The sequence below is a fragment of the Stutzerimonas kunmingensis genome (genome assembly GCF_002929225.1).
GTDB lineage: Bacteria > Pseudomonadota > Gammaproteobacteria > Pseudomonadales > Pseudomonadaceae > Stutzerimonas.
Genome location: NZ_PISM01000019.1, coordinates 80588 through 101343, shown reverse-complemented (window position 1 = coordinate 101343; position 20756 = coordinate 80588). Strand labels below are relative to the sequence as shown.

At 57.7% G+C, this 20756-nt stretch carries 17 protein-coding genes and 2 pseudogenes; 12 read left to right on the top strand and 7 right to left on the bottom strand.

Annotated elements, in window-relative coordinates; translation table 11 throughout:
• Positions 1–121: 121 nt before the first annotated feature.
• Positions 122–391 (bottom strand): annotated as a pseudogene (locus CW305_RS14735) (DUF736 domain-containing protein); the annotation flags it as partial.
• A gap of 760 nt (positions 392–1151) precedes the next feature.
• Between CW305_RS14735 and CW305_RS14725 the strand changes: the two are divergent.
• On the top strand, positions 1152–1868 hold the full coding sequence (locus tag CW305_RS14725) for a hypothetical protein (RefSeq protein ID WP_079388463.1): 717 nt from the start codon (positions 1152–1154) through the stop codon (positions 1866–1868).
• Positions 1869–2039: 171 nt separating this feature from the next.
• On the opposite strand, the pseudogene CW305_RS14720 reads toward CW305_RS14725, so the two are convergent.
• Both CW305_RS14720 and CW305_RS14715 read right to left on the bottom strand, forming a co-directional pair.
• Positions 2040–4081: pseudogene (locus CW305_RS14720) on the bottom strand (ParB/RepB/Spo0J family partition protein).
• Positions 4082–4166: 85 nt separating this feature from the next.
• Positions 4167–4994 (bottom strand): DUF932 domain-containing protein, encoded by an 828-nt coding sequence (locus CW305_RS14715; protein ID WP_042933702.1) that lies wholly within the window; start codon positions 4992–4994, stop codon positions 4167–4169.
• Positions 4995–5606: 612 nt separating this feature from the next.
• Here CW305_RS14715 and CW305_RS14710 point away from each other — a divergent pair.
• Complete coding sequence (locus CW305_RS14710) at positions 5607–6446, top strand: AraC family transcriptional regulator (protein ID WP_033939142.1); 840 nt, start codon at positions 5607–5609, stop codon at positions 6444–6446.
• Positions 6447–6534: 88 nt separating this feature from the next.
• Positions 6535–7170: a LysE family translocator gene (locus CW305_RS14705; protein WP_042933703.1), complete on the top strand. Its 636-nt coding sequence runs from the start codon at positions 6535–6537 to the stop codon at positions 7168–7170.
• Positions 7171–7277: 107 nt separating this feature from the next.
• Here CW305_RS14705 and CW305_RS14700 read toward each other — a convergent pair whose 3' ends face one another.
• Complete coding sequence (locus CW305_RS14700) at positions 7278–7895, bottom strand: LysE family translocator (protein WP_033939129.1); 618 nt, start codon at positions 7893–7895, stop codon at positions 7278–7280.
• Between the two features lie 66 nt (positions 7896–7961).
• Between CW305_RS14700 and CW305_RS14695 the strand changes: the two genes are divergently transcribed.
• Positions 7962–8885, top strand: a complete 924-nt coding sequence (locus CW305_RS14695) for a LysR family transcriptional regulator (protein ID WP_042933704.1) — start codon at positions 7962–7964, stop codon at positions 8883–8885.
• 40 nt (positions 8886–8925) lie between these two features.
• On the opposite strand, the gene radC is transcribed toward CW305_RS14695, so the two are convergent.
• Entirely contained in the window at positions 8926–9435 is a 510-nt protein-coding gene (gene radC / locus CW305_RS14690) for a RadC family protein (protein ID WP_104098250.1), read from the bottom strand.
• 677 nt (positions 9436–10112) lie between these two features.
• Here radC and CW305_RS14685 point away from each other — a divergent pair.
• From CW305_RS14685 to CW305_RS14675, 3 genes are read left to right on the top strand one after another with little or no spacing between them, the layout of a single operon-like run.
• The gene (locus CW305_RS14685) at positions 10113–11066 is read left to right on the top strand and encodes a PP2C family protein-serine/threonine phosphatase (RefSeq protein ID WP_104098249.1); all 954 of its coding nucleotides are present in this window, start codon (positions 10113–10115) and stop codon (positions 11064–11066) included.
• On the top strand, positions 11050–12096 hold the full coding sequence (locus CW305_RS14680; protein WP_181063898.1) for a serine/threonine protein kinase: 1047 nt from the start codon (positions 11050–11052) through the stop codon (positions 12094–12096). The genes CW305_RS14685 and CW305_RS14680 overlap by 17 nt, the downstream gene beginning before the upstream one ends.
• Positions 12093–13163 (top strand): serine/threonine-protein kinase, encoded by a 1071-nt coding sequence (locus CW305_RS14675; protein ID WP_104098247.1) that lies wholly within the window; start codon positions 12093–12095, stop codon positions 13161–13163. Before CW305_RS14680 ends, CW305_RS14675 begins: the two co-directional genes overlap by 4 nt.
• 268 nt (positions 13164–13431) lie before the next feature.
• Here the strand turns inward: CW305_RS14675 and CW305_RS14670 are convergent, their stop codons facing one another.
• Together CW305_RS14670 and CW305_RS14665 are read right to left on the bottom strand one after the other, a co-directional pair.
• Entirely contained in the window at positions 13432–14496 is a 1065-nt protein-coding gene (locus CW305_RS14670; RefSeq protein WP_104098246.1) for a PDDEXK nuclease domain-containing protein, read from the bottom strand.
• The gene (locus CW305_RS14665) at positions 14493–15692 is read right to left on the bottom strand and encodes a tyrosine-type recombinase/integrase (protein WP_104098245.1); all 1200 of its coding nucleotides are present in this window, start codon (positions 15690–15692) and stop codon (positions 14493–14495) included. The genes CW305_RS14670 and CW305_RS14665 overlap by 4 nt, the downstream gene beginning before the upstream one ends.
• 488 nt (positions 15693–16180) lie before the next feature.
• Between CW305_RS14665 and CW305_RS14660 the strand changes: the two genes are divergently transcribed.
• From CW305_RS14660 to CW305_RS14640, 5 genes are all read left to right on the top strand, one after another.
• The gene (locus CW305_RS14660) at positions 16181–17359 is read left to right on the top strand and encodes an acyl-CoA dehydrogenase family protein (RefSeq protein WP_104098244.1); all 1179 of its coding nucleotides are present in this window, start codon (positions 16181–16183) and stop codon (positions 17357–17359) included.
• The gene (locus CW305_RS14655; RefSeq protein WP_104098243.1) at positions 17353–18015 is read left to right on the top strand and encodes an acyltransferase; all 663 of its coding nucleotides are present in this window, start codon (positions 17353–17355) and stop codon (positions 18013–18015) included. Before CW305_RS14660 ends, CW305_RS14655 begins: the two co-directional genes overlap by 7 nt.
• Positions 18016–18017: 2 nt before the next feature.
• The gene (locus CW305_RS14650; RefSeq protein ID WP_104098242.1) at positions 18018–18434 is read left to right on the top strand and encodes an NUDIX hydrolase; all 417 of its coding nucleotides are present in this window, start codon (positions 18018–18020) and stop codon (positions 18432–18434) included.
• A 2-nt stretch (positions 18435–18436) separates the two neighbouring features.
• On the top strand, positions 18437–19066 hold the full coding sequence (locus CW305_RS14645) for an HAD family hydrolase (protein ID WP_104098241.1): 630 nt from the start codon (positions 18437–18439) through the stop codon (positions 19064–19066).
• A 63-nt stretch (positions 19067–19129) separates the two neighbouring features.
• Positions 19130–20437 carry an MFS transporter gene (locus CW305_RS14640; RefSeq protein WP_181063897.1) on the top strand — a complete coding sequence of 436 codons (1308 nt, stop codon included), beginning with the start codon at positions 19130–19132 and terminating at the stop codon, positions 20435–20437.
• Positions 20438–20756: the final 319 nt, after the last annotated feature.

Genomic DNA, 20756 nt, shown 5'->3' with positions numbered 1-20756 from the left:
CGGCAACATCAGGAACTGGGTGCTGGCACCAATCGTGTGCCTGAACCCGGAGCGGGAAGCGGTACTGCAGCAAACACCAAAGGCAGCGTGACACGCTCGCGCGACAACTACCTTGAAAATCGCCGTCCTCGTTCTCGATCAGGCGGGCATAGACCGTCGCCGGGAACGAAGGATCGTCGAGGGATACGGACACGTAGGGCCGCCCGGCTTCGCTGGTCTTCTTCCACGCCGCGCCGATGTCGTGGCCGGCCGCCTGAAGGCGGAAGTCGGGGGCGTTCTCGGTGTCGCCCTTGTCGTTGGGAATCAGCTTGACCTTGACGTTGAGGGCCAGGGTGCGGAGCTGGCCGGTGAAGCCGTCTTTCTCTGCGGTGAAGGTGCCGATGTTAGCCATGATGTTTCTCCTTTCGGGTTGAACAAGGTCGCGCCAGTGCGTCCTTGTTGTGATCCGGCCGGCGGGGGATGGGCTGGCCGCACCGCGCAGCGGTCGCAACACCGTGGAGAACCTGGAAGCGAAAAGAATTTGTCCCGCGAGGAAGCCGCGCAGCGGCGGGGAAATTGTTTTCGCTGGAAGGTTGCGGCCATGAAGCCCAAGGCGTAGCCATTCCCTCGCCAGGATTCACGACAAGCCAAGGACGCACGGGCCGCCCGCTCCCGAATGGAGATATGGCCGACTCGGTATCCCCGCGTGTCGGCTTCACCGGCTTGCGCCCTGACGCGGGCAAGGCCAACCCCCCAACGACAAGCGAGAACGCCTCTTGCCGCAGATTGCGGCGACGGGCTTGATGCGTGGCGTGGATGCTCCATAGCGAGGCCGGGTGGCGTGTCGGTGAACCGTCCTTCGTGACGTACAGGCGACGAACTGCCAGGGTCGAGGACGGCACGCTTTCGTGCAACCTGCGGCAGCAAGCCGGGGCGTAGGCCCACAAGCCCCGATCATTGCGGCGGGGCGCTGCCTTCACCGCAAGCGCAGCGCGCAGCGCCGCAGGCGCGAAGGCGCGAGGGATTGAAGCCGAATGGCCGTGACGGCAAAGACGGCACGGGGCGCAGCCCGAAAGCCCGGCGGGCATTGCGCCGACACGCTCATAATTTTTAGTGGGTCACGCTAAACTGCCACGAAGCGATACGCCACCGGATAATTTATGGGAGATCTTATGGAAGGCATGCCCTCTTGGGTTAATACTGTTATTGCCGTTGGCGGTGTCCTAGGAACGATAGTTACCGCTGTCGCAACTTTTTTTCTATGGCGCGTAACCAAGACTCTTGCGCATGAAACGACAAGGATGGCTGAAGCCGCAGCTCAACCACATGTCGTCGTGACACTCACTCCCAATCGGTGGTCAATGCGGCATTTTGATATTCACATCGACAACACCGGAAATGCGACAGCATATGACATTTCTATCGCCTTCGATCCTCCACTAGAAAATGGGGAGGCACGCGGAGACCGGGTCGAAATCCCATTCCAGAAAATAAGTGTCCTCAAACCCGGTCAAGGCATGGTGAGTTATTTGTCTGAATTCGGAAAACTGAAGGGCAAGACCTACGAAGTTGACATTAGCTGGAAGCGTGATGCGTCCAGCCAACAGCGTCAGAAAAATTCATATACCTTAAGTATGCTCGACCATGAGGGAGTCAGTCGTCTCGGAGATGAGCCATTGGTTGAGATCGCCAAACACATCAAGAAAATTGAGGAAAACTGGAGTCCGGTTGCCAAAGGGAAAAAACGCACAAAGGTAGATGTGTTTAGCGGTTTTGATAGGCTGCATGAGCGTCGAGAAGCGAATCGGATGCGTCGTCAGTGGCAAAGAGAACAAGAGGCTCATTCTTCAAAGAATGCGCAATCTGACACTCCGAATTCTCAGCAATAACTCGTTTTAAATCCGGGCGCGGACACCGACGCGCCCGGATTTGCTTTTCACAGCGCCCAGGACGGAACGGCCTGGGCGCTGTGCTTGCTGACCGCGTTATTCCTGCGCCTTGATGAATCGCACAAAGCGAAGCGCCCCGGTTGTGGCCGAGGCGCTTACCTTCCGCAAAGTTCAAGCGGCCAGCGCCTGCGTGAGTTCATCCGCCATTGCTTCGGCATCCGCCGGGGCGTTGTCTTGCTCCTGCATGGTTTCCGACGTTTCAGCCTTGAAGATAGCAGGCATCCAGCTCGTACCGTTCGCCAGCCGTTCGGCTTCGCTGGCAATGTCGCCTTTCTTCAACTTCGCCAGCCGGGTGATGTGTGCCGGGGCGTACTGCTCAACGGCTTCCAGAATCGCGGCCTTCGGTACATGCTGGAAGTAGCCGTCTGCGGTCGGCTTCCACCATGCCGCCATGTCCAGCCTCACGGCCTGCGCCAGTTCCGCGCCCGGCTGCTGTGCTATAGCGCGGGGCGTCACCACGTCCACCGTGGACGCCACGCACACGGCCAACAGGCGCACCAGTTCATCCTGCGGCTTCGCCAGCAGCGCGGCGAACAGTTCGGCGCTGTCCTCCGGCAAGGCTTCACCCGCCACCTGTTGCAGTTCACGCAGCGCCACGGCGGCGGGCGATTCCGGCCAGTCCGGGGCCATGCCTTCCAGCCGGTCTTGCACTTTCATGCTCACACCTGTGGCAGGTCGTGGCCGTAGTGGCTGTCCTGCAAGACGGTCTGCACCATGCCATGCACCAGCGCGGCCAGCGCGACTTGCGGATGCCGGGCGACTTCGATTTGCAGCGCGGCGGTGCGGTGCGCGCTCAACCGCTGCGCCAGCCGGTCGGACAGGCTCGCGGCCTTGGGCGGCTCGGCGTCCTCGCCTTCGTCGTCGTTCCCGGCTTTGCCTTCTGCGCTGCCGAAACCCTGCCGCAAGCGTTCCAGCGTGCGCAGCGCCTTGGCTTCGGCTTCGCGCAGCAGCCCGCGATGAATCACGGCTTCGCCGCTGCGGTCGAGGGTGACGATGGCACCGGCCACGGCGCGCACGTCCGGGGCGTAGCCCTGCAAGGTTTCCTCCACGGCTTGCAGTTCCCCGGCTACCTGTTCGCGGCGTGGTTCCAGCGCCTCGGTCTTGTCCTCGTCCTCGGCGTCGTAGGCTTCTTCCAGTTCGGCGTCGATCTTGTCGAGGCGCGATTGCAGCGAGGCGATGCGGCGGGTTTCGCGGGCGCTTGGTTCGCGGCGCTGGCGCGGCGCGTTCTGGAACGCCTGCCGCTCGGCGTAGCTCATGTGCGGCACGGCTTCGACCCACGCCCAACCCTCGGCGCGCACGTCCCCGGCCAGCGCATCCAGCTTGCCGCGCACCAGCGTTTCCAGCAGCGCGGCGTCGGTCAGGTAGGTTCCTGCATCGCCTTCTGCGAACAGGTCGCGGCGGAGGCCGCCGCCCGCCGCCGTGTAGGCGTCCAGCCCGGCGAAGCGCACCAGCGGATGCGTGGCGTCGATTTCGCGCTCGGTCAAGCGTTCGCGCAGCGCGGACGCGCCACGCTGCCATTCGGGCGCGCCGTAGAACGCGGCTTCCTGCGCGGCGTGGTCGTCGGTGATGGTCAGGGCCATCAACTGTTCCAGCGTGACGGCTCCGGCCCGGTAGTCGGCCAGCAGGCGCGGCGAGACGTTGGCCAGCTTCAAGCGGCGCTGCACCACCAGCGGGGTCACGCCGAAGTCGGCGGCAATGTCTTCGATGGGGCGGCCTTCCTTGACCAGCGCGGCGAACGCCTCGAACTGGTCGGCCGGGTGCATCTGCTCGCGCAGCAGGTTTTCCGCGAGGCTGACGGTACGGGCTGAAGCGTCGGGCACCGGTAGGCACGGCACCTCAAAGTCGGCGGCGACGCGCTTCTTCTTCGCCAGCAGCTTCAACGCGGTCAGTCGGCGGTCGCCGGCCACGACTTCATATTGCTCGCCATCGGCGGCAAGGATAACGACGAGATTCTGCAGCAGGCCGATGCGGGCGATGCTCGCGGCCAGTTCGGGAATGGACAGGCGCGGGGTCTTGCGTGCGTTGCGCTTGGAGCGGCGCGGCAGCAACTGCGAGAGCGGAACCAAAATCAGGTTCTTGGTCGGGTCGGCCACTTCCAGCGGCGCGGCGGCAGTTTCGATGGCGCGGGTTTCGGTTTGAGTAACGGCTTTCATGGTGATAACTCCTAGCGATTGGGATGCAGCAGCGAGAGCAGCGAGAGAAGCGGCAAGGGCTGCTGCCTGCCCCTGCCGCGTGGGGTCAGGCTTTCAACTGGCGCATGCCATCGGCCAGCAGCCAGAGCGCACGGTTGAGGCGGATGTTTTGGTCGATGCCCTGCACCGGGCGGGTTTGCTGGCGGCGTCCGTTGGCGCTGCGCCCGCGCAGGCCGCCTTGGGTCAAGTTCTCTTGCGTGCGGTTGAACACACTCCACAAGTCCGGGCGGCGGTCGTCGTGGCGGCGCGGCATCAGGATTTGCGATTCCGTGATGGGCGCGGGCTTGTCGGGGTCGTCGTACTTGAGGGCCAGCGCAGCGCGGGCAAACACTTCGGATTCGCCATCGTTCAAGGTGATGGCGCGCATGGAATCGCGGGATTCCTCCACGCGGTCGAAGCCGCTCAAGACTTCGTAAGCGCCTTCGATGACCAGTCCGGCCACGTCGCCTTTGTGGGGTACGCGCACATCGGCCACGGTGTCGCCGCAGACAAGACCGTTGCTGCACACGAACCGAAACATGCCCGCGAGCATTTGGTAAGAACTCGTGCCGTCGTGGGAATTGAGCAGCACGATTTCATTGGCTTCCGCGCCGTTGATTTGGCTTGCATGGCGCAGGCGCAGCATGTGTTTGGTGTGTTCGCGCTTGCCTTCGTCGCGCACGCGGGTCTGGCACGCCATGAAGGGCTGGAACCCTTCTTTGCGAAGCTCCGCCAGCACGGCGGCGGTCGGGATATAGGCGTACCGCTCGGAACGGCTTTCGTGCGGCGCGTCCGCGAAGATGGACGGCGCGACCCTGCGGATTTGATCGTCGGACAGCGGGTAATCGCTGCGCAGCGAGGGGGAACGGGAAGCGAATCGGGATGCGAGTTGCATGGCATTTCTCCTGACGAAAAGGGTTTGCTGTTCAAACCGCACACCGGATTCCTAGATTCGGAGCCCAGCCTTTCGGCTGTTCGGTGCGGTCGGCACGAGGAACCCGGTTGGCCCTGTTGCCACCGTCTTTCCTGAGTTCATCGCCCGCGACGGTCAGGAGCGCGCGGACGGGGGCCGTCAAGGAAACAAGCGCAGGGTTGGTGCGGCCCGCAGGCGCAGCCGAGGACACGGCCCTGCGCGCCTTGACGGCACACGGCCGCGGGCTACAGTCGCGGACAAGGTGATGAAGTCAGGGGAGACGGCTGGACAAGGCAACGGCCGCCTTGATGTGCAGACCGCACGCAAGCGAAGCGCGCAGGCCCGGAGCTGGAAGCCGGGCCGTAGGCGTCAGGGATGGAAGCCCGTCAGGGGCGAGACTCGTGCAGCGAGGCTCGATGCAACGCACGACAGCGCGACCCGGCCATGCTTCTTGGCCGGGGACGCTAATGAATGGATGCCTGTTCCAGGCCCGGAAGCTAAAATTGCCAGCGACCCAGGGGTGTCTGTTTCCGAGACACCGCACCTTTCAGAACAACAATGTGCGAAGACTGCATGGACGCCGATCTCGAAACGATGACTAGCCGTCCGGACTGTGCAGGCCAATGCAGCGATACCCAGGCATTCTGGCGCGATCCGGCCTTGCCCTTCGTCGAGAGCCGCCGCGCCTGCCAGAGCCGGGCCTGCTACAAGCCCCACCATCACCCGACCTTTTCCATTGGTGCCGTCGATGGCGGCACCAGCGTTTTCACCGGTGCCGCCGATGGCCCGGTTCTCCTGTCCCCTGGCACGCTCGTCTTCGTGCCCGCATCACGTGTCCATGCGTGCAACCCGGCTCCGGACACCGCCTGGAGCTACCAGATGCTGCACCTGGACGCCGCGTGGCTCCAGGCTGTTCGGCGGGAGTACGCCCGAACCGACGCGATGGACGACGAGCCGGTGCGCATCGTGACCGATCCGGCGGTCTATGCGCACTTCTGCCGACTCAACGTGCTGCTGTTCAAGGAAGGCGACCCGATCGAGAAGGAGGCCGCGCTGATCGAGTTCGTCGGGGACTACGACACCGAACAGGGGCTCTCCATCAAAGGGCCGACCGTGCCGTCGAACCTGGCGGAGCGGATTCGGCCCGCCCTGGACTGTCTGTGTGCTTCGCCCACCGCCACTACCACCCTGGAGAAGTTGGCAGACCTGGCAGGCATGAGCCGCTATCAGGTGATCCGGGCATTCCGCGCCGTCACCGGCATGACGCCGCACGCCTGGCAACTCAACCAGCGCGTCAACCTCGCCAGGGAGTGGATTCGCAGCGGTGACAGCCTTGCAGACGTGGCCCAGCATCTCGGCTTCGCCGATCAGGCCCATTTCCAGCGGGTGTTCAAGGCGCATGCCGGTGTGACGCCCGGCCGTTTCCGGGCCTGACGCCGCAAGCGGCGCGGCTGCAATTTCCTTCAATACGGAAGGCGCTGCGGCCGGCACACTGCGTAGAAAAACTACGAGTGCGTCCTGAATGCAGCCGTTCCTGATGATTGCCGCAGCGCATTTCCTGGCGCTGCTTTCTCCCGGCCCCGACTTTTTCCTGATCGCCCGAACCTCGCTGTCCGCCGGCTGGCGGGTCGCCAGCGGCGCCTGCCTGGGGATCGCCGTCGCCAATGGCGTTTTCATCGTTGCCGCCTTCGCCGGCATGGCGGCACTGCGCCCGGACAGCCTCCCGTTCGTCGTATTGCAACTGGCCGGCTGCGCTTACCTGCTCTATCTTGGCGTGCTGTTCATCCGCCACGCGGGCCGCAGCGACCTGGATGTCTCGAATGGCGGGCGTTCCACGGCACCCGCGCATCCTTTCATCGCGTGGCGACGCGCAACCGGCATGGGCTTCCTGTCCGGCATCCTGAATCCGAAGAACGCGCTGTTCTACGCGAGCCTGGCCGCGATGCTGACCGGCGCGCATGCCAGCGCGGGCTGGAAGACGATCTATGGCGTCTGGATGTTCAGCATCGTGCTGCTGTGGGACGTGCTGGTCGCAGTCCTCATCGGCAACCAGGCCGTGCTGCGCCGCTTCGCGCGGGCGCTGCCGTGGCTGGAACGCATCTCCGGTGCCATGCTGATCCTGCTGGCGGTGGCTGTCCTCGTCCTCCTGGCACGTTGAGAAGCACACGATAGGGAATGGATTTCCGAAACGCTGTCTCGGATTTCCGAGGCAGCGTTTCCCCCCCAGGGTCGAGACGCCGCAGGGCGGCGCGATGCCCCGCGCAGTCAGCGCGCCCCGCGCGCCACCGCCAGCAGGACACCGAATCCGACCAGCAGCCCGCCGAAGGCGCGGTCGATCCAGTGGCGCACGGCCAGCAGCCGGTCGCGCACGGCCCCGGCCGAGAAGCAAAGCGCCACGAGGCCGAACCAGGCCATGTGCGCAACCGAGATGAATGCGCCGTAGCCGATCTGCACCGCCAGCGGCGTGTCGGGCCGCACCACCTGCATGAACAGGCTGACGATGAACACCGTGGTCTTCGGGTTCAGCGCATTGGTCAGGAAGCCGGTACGCAAAGCCGCCATATCCGACAGCGGCGCCACGGTACTGTCGGCCAGCGCGCCGCTGGGCTTGGCGCGCAGCATCTTCACGCCGAGATAGATCAGATAGACGGCACCGACCAACTTGATGGCGTTGAACAGCCAGAGCGACTGCTGGATCAACAGGCCCACGCCGACGAGCGTATAGGTGACGTGGACGAGCACGCCCAGGCCGATGCCCAGGGCCGTCAGCATGCCGGCACGGCGCGACAGCATCAGACTGTTGCGCGTGACCATCGCAAAGTCCGGCCCAGGGCTGATGACGGCCAGCAAGGTGATTGTGATGACAGCTATCAATTCGGTCATGGCGTATCCTGTCGAAGAACAACGAATTAGCGAGATGCTAGCGACAGCATCCCCCGGTGAATAACGATGTTTTCTGACAAGAATGGTGAGCTGGAATCACCATCGAGCGATTCGCGCCTGCCTTCGCTGCTGGCCCTGCGCTGCTTCGAGACGGCGGCCCGGCTGGAGAATTTCAGCCGGGCGGCGGCCGAGTTGCACCTGACCCACGGCGCGGTCAGCCGCGCCGTGCGCCTGCTCGAAGACGAACTGGGCGTGGCGCTGTTCGAGCGCCGCAGCCGGCGCGTGTTCCTGACCGATGCCGGCCGCACGCTGGCGCGGGCCGTGGGCAATGGGCTGGATCTGATGCGGCAGGCCGTCGGCGAGTTGCGCGCCAGCGCCCGCCAGGGGCGGCGCTGGGTGCTGTCGTGCGAGCCGACGCTGCTGATGCGCTGGCTGATCCCGCGCTGGCCGGACTTCCAGGCCCGGCATCCGGGGATCGACGTACACCTGGTCGCCGGGGGCGGGCCGTTCTCCTTCGCCAACGGCATCGACCTGGCGATCCGCCGCGACGACTTCCCCTGGCCCGAGGGCTACCACGCCGAACCCTTGTTCGCGGAAAAGGTCGGCCCGGTCTGCCGTCCCGACAAGGTGGCGGCCTGGTTCACCACGAAGAAGGCCGGCGCCGCGCTCAAGGCCGGCGCACCGCGCCTGCACACGCGCACGCGGCCGGGCGCGTGGCCGGAATGGGCGGCGGCCGCAGACCAGCCCGCACCTGATGCGCCGGGACAAACCTTCGATCATTTCTATTTCAGCTTGCAGGCGGCCGTGGCCGGCCTGGGTGTGGCGGTCGGCCCGTGGCATCTGGCACGCGACGATCTGGACAGCGGCGTGCTGGCCGCGCCGCTGGGTTTCGTGGAGGACGGCTCGCGCTACTGCCTGTTGTCGCCACGGCCCTTGCAGCCCGATAGCCCGCAGGCAGATTTGCTGGCATGGCTGCGGGCCTTGGCATAGCCGCAATCGGGCGCAGCAAAAAGGGGCCGAAGCCCCTTGGTCAGATCAGGCCGCGTTCTGCGAACGACGCCGTGGTGCTGCCAGCGACGATGACGTGATCGAGCACGCGCACGTCCACCAGCTCCAGCGCATCCTTGAGCCGCCGGGTCAGCGCCCGGTCTGCCGCGCTCGGCTCCGGGTTGCCACTTGGGTGGTTGTGCGAGATGACCAGAGCCGCTGCGTTGAGCCGAAGCGCCTCCTTGACCACTTCGCGCGGATGCACTTCGGCCGAGTCGATTGTGCCGTGGAACATTTCCCTGTATTCGATCAGCCGATGCTGCGTGTCGAGGAACAACACCGAGAACACCTCATGCTCGAAGCCGGCCAGCTTGGCAAGCAGGTATTCCTTGACCGCCGCCGGTGAAGTGAAAGACGTACCCCGCTGCATCTTCTGGTCGATGACCAGGCGCGCGGCCTCCAGAATCTGATCGGCCGATGCCAGCGCATAGTGCCCGTGAGAGTCACGCACCAGCAAAGCGTCATCGAACGAGGAAAAGGACAGTTGCGACATGATCGTGCTCCGGTTGCTCGGGCGGAATTGCCCGGAACCGTGTTCAGCACGGCGCAGCGCAAGCAGTCACAAGGTCGAAGACGGCCGCCAGGACGCCAGCGCGCATGGCGCGCGCCGCCTTTGACGGCGAGAACGCCGTGGTACGGTGAAGGGAACAGCAAGACCGCCTAAACCCCGCCCACTGCACACACCCGCCTTTAAGCAAGCGCAGCGCGCAGGCCCACAAGGGCCGAAGGCGTCAGGGGGCAGCGCCGAATGGCCGCGATTCGGCACGAAGCGCGAGGCGCAGCCCGCGAACCCGACGGCGGCACGCCGGGACGCACGAGTGCTGCTTTGCCTACTCGGTGTCCTGCTTGCGCTGCTCAATCCGCGTCCGTCCAAGAGGGGCAGGAGACGCCGGCGATGTAGGCCAGTACGAGCGTGACGCTTTGAAGTGCGTCAGCTAAAATGTAACTGTCGCACAGCACTTCAAAATCAAAGTGGCGTAAGTCCCAAAGAAGACGCAAATAGATTGCTTTCAATATAGGAGTTGCGAAAACACAATGCACCCATTCCAAGAAAATATACAAACTTGGATTTCTAGGCGTCTTGCAAGTCACTCATCCAGTCAATGCCTTGAGATCCCATTCTTGCTGTCCAGTGATATAGGACTGGTTCGAAAGGAGAATCAGGATCGAGTGGCCACTCTCTATACTGGAAAGAAGTCAATAAACCCCCTGTTTGCAATAGCAGTTGCCGATGGTATGGGAGGCATGCGCGATGGCGGGAAATGCTCTTCATTGGCGATATCGAGCTTCTTCTATTCTTTGATACAGCACCGGAATTTAGGCATCAAGGAAAGAGCCTACGAAGCTGTAAAAGCGTCAAACAATCAAGTATTCGACATATATCGAGGCGATGGCGGATCTACGCTAACTGCCGTTTTGCTGGATTCTCAAGGCACCAAGATAATTGTTCATCTTGGCGATACGCGTGTCTACACTTTCGGGGCTGGGAAAAAGGTTGAGCGGCACACAACGGACGACTCTCTCGTCGAAGCTGTTGGTGGAAGCGGCCGAGAATTGCTCCAATTTGTTGGGATGGGCGATTCGATGCAGCCCAAGATATCTGATTTTCTCTGTCAGGAAGGTTTTTGCGCCATTACCAGTGATGGCATTCACGGCATAGAAGAAAAAACCCTCAGCAGGATTCTAGAGAATTCATCAAGCCTTAATGATGCCTCCGAGCGTCTGAATTCTGTCGCGATGTGGTGCGGAGGAAATGACAACGCAACATCGGCCATATTTGACATCGCCGGAATGCTTCCATCGCTTGCTCGATATGAAGGCGGCGGAATCCGTTTATGGGATGCAGGTGGAGAACTAACTACGCTTTGGCTGCGAGAGGAAGAACAGGCGCTTAATGCAAAAAACGCTCAAGCTCCAAGTGGGACGAATGAAACAGAGAATAATCATTCATCCCAGCTGATACCCAGCAAGCCACCGGCGATTGAGGGGGTGCCGAAGAAGTCGAAGTCACCCGTTCGAAAATCTCGGAAAAAGAAAAACGAGAATTACCCGGAAGAAGTTCAACTGGATATAGAAATTGGCCACTCTGCCGAACAGGGAGACGTCGGTGCTGATAGCAAATAGGTATAAAACTCTCGACAACTCCGACAGAGGCGGAATGGGAGAGGTTATTTTTTGCGAAGATCTTCATTTGCAACGCCAGGTTGTACTGAAGCATCTCCAAGCTGGAGTCGAGGCTCGTAGATTGCTTGATGAGCAAAAGGCACTGTCAAAGGTTAGGTCAAAGCACGTCGTTCAACTTTATGACATTGTGAACATTCAAGGAGGAGTCGCGCAGCAACCCGCTATTGTCCTTGAATTTATTGATGGAGAGATACTTCAGGTTGGGTCTTTTTCTGTAAATCAAGACTACCTAAACCTGATATGGCAGATTTCATGCGGACTTGCGGACATTCATTCGCATGGAATTATCCATCGAGACATTAAGCCCGGAAATATAAAAATAGATAGCGAGGGCGTGGTTAAGATTATTGATTTCGGATTGTCGAGAAGTAATGCCAATGCTGAGACAAGGAGCATAATAGGAACTCCTATATTCATGGCGCCAGAACTATGGGGTGACCACACAATTGCTTTTGACTCATCTATTGATGTCTATGCATTTGGTGTGACATGCCTAGCCTTGCTCACCGATGAGCCTCCTCTTAGTCTGCGCAGTAGACCTCCAAGCCAGCCAACGCTAGCGGATTTTTCTGCTCCGCTCTCTGGGGTGCCTAGTGAAATTACGAACACCTTGTTTCAATGCCTTGCGGTAGACAGGAGAGACAGGCCGTCTATGCAAGTCATCAAGACTTTGTTGGAAAAACATCTTCTGAAGGATAAGCATCGCGCCACGGTTGTTTTAAATGGCGTAGCGAACACCCTAGACCATAAAAACAGAAGAATATCGCTAAATGCAACTGTCGGAAGTCTCACGATTGAATATGACGGCTTAGTTTTTAGCGTCACACAAGTTGCAGGGGCTGTTTACATAAACAACACGTCCGTCAGTGTTGGGGCGATAGTGCCAGGGTGTTGTGTTCTAACTTTCGGCAATGGCGGTGGCAGAAAGTTCGTGACCTTTGATGTCTCAAATCCGGAGGTGATGCCATGAATCCACAAGATATTGTCTCTGGCCGCTATCGCATAGAACGCCACATAGGTCGAGGTGGCATGCAAGATGTCTATTTGGCACATGACATTTTGCTGGAGTCTAATATTGCACTGAAAACACCTCAACTCGGACAGCCGGACAAGAGATTCAAAAGTAGTGCAAAAATAGCTGCAAGAGTTAATCATCATAACGTGGCAAAAACCCTGGACTATATTGAGGAGAATGGCCGACTTTTTCTTATCGAAGAACTTGTTGATGGTGATAATCTTGAAAATAAGCTCAAGACTTTTGGTGCCATAGACCCTCATCTCGCTGCTCGTATATTTCTGCACGTTTCCAAAGGCGTTGCTGCTTCACATCATGCTGGAGTTGTTCATCGTGACTTGAAGCCAAGCAACATCATCGTTGAACATGGCGTTAATTTGCATGAGCTAAAAATCACTGATTTCGGCATCGCCACACTAACAGAAGAGGTCTTTGATGAAGCTGCACGGGAAGGCGATATAACCAGATCGACATCTGGAACAATTCGCGGTGCTCTGCCTTATATGGCACCAGAGATGATGTTCAGGCAGCCAGGTGAACACCCAGGCGCCTCAGTCGACATTTGGTCGCTCGGCGCCATGATGTTCCAGATAATGACCGGAAAAGTTCCTTTCGGCGTTTATCTCCAGGCTGCTGTCAATGTGCAGAATAAAAATAGAGAGCCTTGGCCGGACTTCATGACGTCAAACCCGCAATATAAGATTCTTGCGCAGCAGTTACAGTCCCTCGTGGAAGACTGCCTTCAGTACAACATTGCGGACCGTCCTACCGCTGATGATGTTGTCGCGAGAATTTCTAATCTTTGCTTTATCGGCGTTGATAGGAAGGTTGGAAGTGTGGCCAACCTAATTCAAAATGGATATAGCGGCTTCATAGACGGCGACGACGGTGTAACGACCTTTTTTAGTCGAGAAAGCGTTTATGGGTCAAAATCATCAGCCACGCCTGGAAAGAGAGTGTGCTACTCGAATTTTCCGGGGTCGCCGCGTGATCGAGGTCATCCGATCATTGTTATCGAATGATTTTGTAGTAATTATGGGGGGGCTCCACCGTCCCCCTCCTTTTTCAGATTTATGCCAGGCAACGCTCGGCAAGCGGTAGATTCTCCAGCCCTGAGTAGCCCAACGAGCACGTCGCCACCAGTACCAGAGCTACCTTGAGCCGCTGCATCAGCAGATGATCGGCCTGCTAAAGATCAGGAATCCCGCTAGGATGGTTATGGGAGATTGGAGGCGAGATGCCGAGATAGCTTGAGCGGCACGCTGGGAAACCGGGCTGTTTGAGACAAGGCTAATCGTTACCTGTTTCTCGCTGTTCCATCTGCAACTGCGCCCGCTGAGTTGCCTGTTGTAGCCGCTCCACCAGCATGCCCCTCGGCGGCAAGGCTGTCAGGTACTCGGCAACGTGGATTCCCGACTTGTCCAGTTCCAGCAATTCGATCTGCTCGCGCTTCTTGCCGGTGCAAAGGATGATCCCCAGCGGCGAGGCTTCCTCCGGCTCCCGTTCGTGCTTGTCGAGCCACCGAAGGTAAAGCTCCATCTGCCCTTTGTAGGCCGCCTTGAACTCGCCGACCTTCAACTCCACCGCCACGAGCCGCCGCAGCTTGCGGTTGTAAAACAGCAGGTCGAGGTGGAAGTCGTCGCCATCAATTTGGATGCGCTTCTGCCGGGCCACGAAGCTGAAACCCGCGCCAAGCTCCAGCAAGAACGACTCCATTTCGCGGATGATCGCTGCCTCTAGGTCGCCTTCCTGCCAGGTATCCCGTAGCCCCAGGAAGTCGAGGATGTACGGGTCGCGCATGACCAGCGCCGGTGTCATGCGCTGTGCATCGCGCAGGGTCGCCAACTCCTGCGCAATCGTGTCGTCCGGCTTCTTCGACAGTGCCGTGCGCTCGTACAACATCGAGTCGATGCGCTCGCGCAGCGTCCGCACACTCCAGCGTTCGGCGCCGGCCATCTGCGCGTAGTAGTCCCGCTGGAGCGGCTCCTTGAGTGCCAGCAGCAGGACGAAATGCGACCAGCTCAATTGTCGCGACAGTGTCGCGACAATTGGCTCCTCGGGGAACGTGGCGGCGAACTTGACCATCCGGCGCAGGTTCTTTTCCCCGAAGCCGCGCCCATAGTCGCGGGCAAGCTGCTCGGCCAGGGTCGGCAGGATTTCCTCGCCATACTCGGCCCGCTGCCCGGCCAGCACCTCCGTATGGATGCGCTGGCCGATGCGCCAGAACAGCAGGGTCAGCTCTGCATTGACCGTTGAGGCGACGCGCTGGCGCGATGCCTCGATCAATGCCCGAATATCCCCCAGCAGCGCCGACGGCGCGGCGGTTGACGTGATGGATGCCTTGCGCTTGCTCATGCCAGGGCCTCCGTTGGTTGCCGCACGCCCGTGATGGCCTGCCGTCGGCTCGCCACCAGTTCGGCCGCTTCCCGCACCGGCTTGTCCTCGGTGTGGACGTAGTGCATGAACATCGCCACGGTCTTGTGGCCCGTCAGCTTCATGCCTACCTTGGTCGGCACGCCCGAATTGGCAATGTCGGTTGTTGAGCGATGGCGGATGCCATGCGTACCGACGTGCGGCACACCGGCAGCCTTGAGCACGCGCTTCCAGCCGCCATAGTGTTCGCCGTGGGTCATGTGTTTGGCCGGGTCGTTGGGCGATGGCAGGACGTAGGGGCAACCCTCTAGGCGCGGCGCCGTCGAAAGCAGCCGATAGGCTTCCTCGCTCATGGGCTTGGAAATGCCGCCGGTCTTGCTGTCGGGCCAGACAACCCGGCGCTTCTCCAGATCAACCCAGCCCCATTCCAGCGGGCAGATTTCAGAGCGCCGGGCGGCGAACTCGAACTGCAACCGGATCGCCAACGGAATGACGTAGTTCTCCAGTCCTTCCGCCTCCAGATGCTCCAGGTGGCGGAAGATCCGCACCAGTTCATCGTCCACGATGAGCCGGGTTTCCTTGCCGGGCGGGTACATCGGGACGTGGCGGCACGGATTCGTGCCGTCAGGGCGCAGTCCCCACACCTCGGCCATGTTGAACATCTTGCGCAGCACGCCGAAGGTGCGGTTGGCCTCGGCCGGCTTGTGGGCCAGTTTCTTCATCAGCGCGGCCACGTCGGGGCGCCTAACGTCCTTTACCTTCATACGCCCCATGATGGGGACGATGCAGCGGTCAATAACGCCCTGGTAGCCGCGCTGGGTGCTGGGCTTGTTGCGCTGCTTGGAGTAGTCCTCCATGAAGGTAGAGCAATACTCCTTCATGGTCGGCGCCTTGCGGGCGGCGGCCTTGGCCGCGCTCGGGTCGCCGCCCTTGCGCACTTCGGCCAGCCACTCCTGCGCCATGAAGCGGGCCTGTTCGACGGTCAGCTCGCCAAACTGGCCCAAGGCAGGCTTGCGGCGCTCGCCGGCGTTCGTGCGGTACTGGAGCATGAACACCTTACGACCCGCCGGGGTGATCTTGCACAGGAAGCCGGGCACCACGGTGTCCCGGAGTTCGACGGCCTGCGCCTGGGGCTTTGCCGCATCGATGGCGGACTTGGTGAGTTTGATTCTTGCCATGATGACTCCTCGGAAACCTCGGTTTCCAAGAGCCACATGGGAGCCACGCGACCGGAAGCCGGGTCAAGTTTCGGAAAGCACCGGCATATGATGGACGCACCTAAGTCCTTGATAAACCTGCTGTAGCGGGCTTAGGCGCAGTCCAGCGAAGTGCCGGGCTGGAGTCATCGTCAAAACAAAAAAGTGCAGTAGCGCATCACATCGGCTACGAAACGCGACATCCAGAACCCCTCACAACGAAGAGCATGTCCTTCTTTTTAATAATAAAAAGTAAATTATAAATTTCGGAATGAGATATGGCGTGAAGAAGCAACTTTAATTAAGGCCAAATAAGCAATAATCAATGCCAATAAAGCAATGGTGCTTTCCAAAAACTCCATTAGATTGGAGGGGGACTTTTCTTTGCTGTGACTTGATGGTGCTACCCAGCATCCGAAGTGCCGCAGAGTTTCAGACTGAAATCCAACCATCTAGCCAACGGTAAGATCATGGGCATACGTCTTCCTCAAATTTTTTGCGAAAAAATGGGCGACAGAATTCTCTCGACTCTAGAAGAGTTGAGCGATAAAGAAGAGTTGCATGATCCTTTGACTTGGCGGAGGATGATTCCCGGCTTGGCGTCCTTGGACTACAAAAATAGTAGACCAGGTGAGCAAGCTGTACTAAGTGCTCGTGCCCTTATGAGTATCTTTAAATTCTTCGGAAGTATCAGTCTTGACCTCCGAGATGTCCCAGGCCTCGGACATGGGCGAGTTTTTTTAGCCTCAAAAAAGCAAAATCAATTCAGCTCTCAGCTTGGCGAAATAGCAAGCGCAAGAAGTTTTGCCGCAATATGCATAACTGAAGAAGATGGCGGCTCTGATCTACATGCCATAAAGACCACTGCAAAACGTCTGGACGGTGGATACGAAATAAATGGGCAAAAGAAATATGTGGCTCGTCTAAGGCAGTCGGATACTCTAATAGTATTTGCAAATATAGTCGGCGCCGAACAGGGGCTGACCGTCTTCATGGTCGAAAAATCTAATCCAGCGATTCAAATAGCCGATATTGAAGCAATGGGACTTCGCGGCATATCCTGGGGGCAGCTTGATCTAGAGAAGGTATGGGTGCCAGCAAAAAATCGAATTGGTGGTGAAGGACAAGGTTTTTCGATTTTTTCCACTCATTTCTCATTCTGGCGCTGTGCAATGGCTGCCGCGGCAATAGGTTCAGCCGAAAAAGCATTAGACAAGGCTAAGAACCGAATGCGAACCCGGGAAGCCTTTTCTGGGCAAATAGGTAGATTCACGCATCTGCAGCAGGAGTTTGCAAAACACGCATCTCGGCTGCATATGGTGTGGCTATTGGTGCAAAGCGCAGCGCAGCGCATAGACCTCAAGCAATACAGCTACGTCGACGCGGCCATGGCTAAAGCAGAAGGTGTAGAAGCATCAATTGCAGCAGTCCAGTGGAGCATGCTCGTGCACGGTGCATACGGCTACTCGGCGGAAGCACAGCTCGAAAAATCGTTACGAGACCTTCTGGGACTAAGGATTGCAGATGGCACTACCGACGTTCTTCGAGGACAGGTCGCAAGAGGAATCCTGGGCGAAGAACTATATTCTTTGTCCTTAGGACGTGAATTTAACACTTCTTCACCAGCACGGGAGCGTCAACTATGGTAGCGGAAATACTAAGTTATGAGCAGGCAGTCCAACATGGCTTACTGCAAGTGGAAGAAGGTGCGCTCATATCATCCGACGTAAGGTTTATTCCAAACGAGGATGATGGCGTGAACAGTGGCCCGATTGTAGTGAGACGAGGTGCCCGAATAAGATCGGGGGCTTTGTTGTGCTCTGGTGTCAGCATTGGGGAAAACTCCATCATCGGACACAATGCCGTAATTCGCGCGCGGGTAAAGATCGGCGCGAATAGCGTGATCTCACATTTTGTCTGTTTGGAGCGTGATTCCACGGTTGGAGAAAATGTCAGAATTTCGGCATTGACCCACATCACCGGAAACTGCTCAATTGGTGACAATGTGCAAATTGGCGCAAGGGTTGTCACCGTAAATGATAACGAGATGCGCTGGCGTGTCGGCGAGATATTGCGCGCCCCCAAGATACTCTCTGGGGCCAGAATTGGAAGCGGAACGACTTTGCTGGGCAATGTGACCGTAGGGACAAATGCTTTTATTGGCGCGGGGTCGGTGGTTACGCGAAATATCCCTCCTGGAACGCTTGCATATGGAAATCCAGCATATGTCCAGGGCGACCGCCCGCAAGGAGAGTGGAACGCGGGCGCTAGCAAGCTTAGTTCTGAAGATAACGGAGATTTATAACGATGGCGACGATTGGCGTTTTTGCGAACATTTTAAATGACAAGGGAGAAGTTCTTTGCGTGCAAAGGAACTACCCGCCTTATGGATGGACTGTACCTGGGGGCAGGCTTGAAGATGGAGAGTCGCCTGAAGATGGTGTGACCAGGGAAGTCCTTGAGGAAACCGGATACAAGGTCGTTATCGAAAGACTGGTAGGATTATATTCGGCGCCTTTCAAATCGGATATCGTCATATATTTTTCGTGCAGAATTGTTGCACGGGAGGATTGGCAACCCGATTCGGAGATCGCTGCCGCTGAGTTCTTTCCCGTAGACGATCTTCCTTCTCCTATGAAAAACAACACCCGAGTCAGGATTCTGGATGCCCACGCTGGCAAAACAGGCGCCTGGAAAACCTTCTCGAAAGAAGAGCATTCTTGATTATGCAAGCCAAAGCTGGGAATTATGTGATTTGCTTTGATGTCGGCAACGTGTTGGTAGAATTAGGGCCAACTATTGATTCCTGGCTTGAACCACAGGACATCTTGCAGGTGCGAATCCTTCTTGATGACTATAGCATCGGCAATATCGGCACGGAAGCCTTCTTCAAAAACCTTAAAGCCATTAGCAAACACCCGGACGGAGCCATTCCTATCGAACAGTGGTTTATAGAAAAACGGCTGAAAGGCCCCTTTCCTGGCGCTGTCGAGTTGTTGTCAAAACTGGCCGATCTGGAAGTTGAGGTGGTTTTGTTTTCCAATACTAACGAAGCGCATTGGAATCATATAAAAAAATATGCCTTTCAGTACGAGGATGCTTTCGTATCTTTCCTGATGAAGAAAAAGAAGCCCAGTCAAGACGCCTTCAAAGACGTGGAACGTTCAATTCGATCAGCAGCGGAAGAAGTAATTTTTTTTGATGACTCACTTGCCAATATTAACACGGCAAAGAGTCTTGGGTGGAACGCTCACTTAGCCGCAGGGCCTAATCCAGTTGACGGAATCATTAGAACGCTTAGATCAGTATATGGAGTGGCCATCTGGTTGAAGCCTTCTGTGCCAGCCTTATGCTGAGACTTAAATAATACTGAGCAGGCCGTGAACTCTATGAGTTGTGTGGATGAGAGAGTCGTTGCAATGTCAGCAATTCTTCTTGGAGTTGCAGCCGCCATTCTTGATGTCTCGATGGTGAATGTTGCACTGCCGAGAATTGCTTTTCAATTAAATGTTGCCGCTGCGGATTCTATATTTATAGTCAACGCTTATCAAATTTCGATGGTTGCTTCATTGCTGGTTTTTTCTGCACTAGGCGATGCGATTGGCTACAAAGTCATTTACATACTCGGATCTATTTTATTCGCGGCCTCATCACTTGCTTGCTCGATCGCCACATCTTTCGATCATCTTGTTTTAATTAGAGCAATCCAGGGATTAGGTGGGAGTGCCATGACTGCAGTCAATATAGCAATCATAAGAAGCATATATCCTGCACATCAATTTGGAAAGGCGATCGGATTTAGTGCATTGGTGGTGGCCTTATCTTTTTGTGCGGGGCCTTTGATTTCATCGATAATTCTATCTTATGGATCTTGGTCACTCATATTCTTTTTGAATTTTATGATTGGCACAGTTGTTTTTATTATGACCGCCGCTTTTTTACCAAACGACCATCGTAAAGATTCAGTCGCAATTCCTTGGCTGGATTTTTTTATCGTTGTGGCGGGACTGTTTCTAATCGCCTTTTCACTCGCGGCGTTGGGATTGAGTGGTTATGGTAATGCCAGATTCATTGCTGGCGGTGCCTCGTTCGCCATCGGACTAACCATCATACTGTTCAACTCGAAGTCCTTTAGAAAATTCCTGCCTCATCCTTATAGTAAAGGGAAGTTTCTTACTGCAATTTTTATCACGACACTTGGGTATATGGCGCAAGGTTCAGCACTAATTTCTCTGCCTTTCTTTTTTTCGCTTGCCTACGCCGAAAACTTGCCAAAAACTGTGACTGCGCTGGTGTTCTGGGCATTATTTTCCGGGATTGCCGCATATTTTTCTGGACGAGCCTCTGACAAGTGGAATTCCGTTCATTTGCTTGTTGGCGGGTTATTTTTTATGTTTGTCGGGATAGCTCTTTTAGCCATTTCAGGCGCAGGGGGGGCGGTCTGGCTTGCATGCTTATGTGCGGCTGTAGCTGGAACAGGTTTTGGCATATTTCAAACACCAAACCTCAAATTGATACTGAGCTACAGTCCTGTACAGGAAAGTGGTCGATCTAACGGTGTTCTAGCCACACTCAGGTTGCTGGGCCAAATGGCTGGTGGGGTTATTGCCGCAGGCTCTCTAAGCCTTAGCGCTGAGCAAGGAGCGCACTGGGCTTTGATTGCAAGCGCGTTATGTGCATTTTCAGCCTTTGCTCTCGCCAATATGCAGAGAGCACGTGAGCTGTAGTTGTAGCCGCACAATTATGTGGAATGCGATAGATACCAGACAGTAGTCGTACAGTTCCAGAGCGCCAAGGCGCGAGGGATTGAAGCCACATGGCCGTGATGGCGAAGGCGGCACGGGGGCGCAGCTCGAAAGCCGGCCGCGATCTTGCGTTGCCGCGCGCGAACTGGGAACTGACTGGCGCTGTTGTTGCGTCGGGCAGTTCCGCCGAGTTGGTGAGCAGGCAGGCGGACGGCCGTTGGCTCTATGTCATAAACCATGTCGTTGTTGGGCTGCATCCACGTATTTCGCACTCTGGCGAAGCTACGTAGCGCCGGGCACG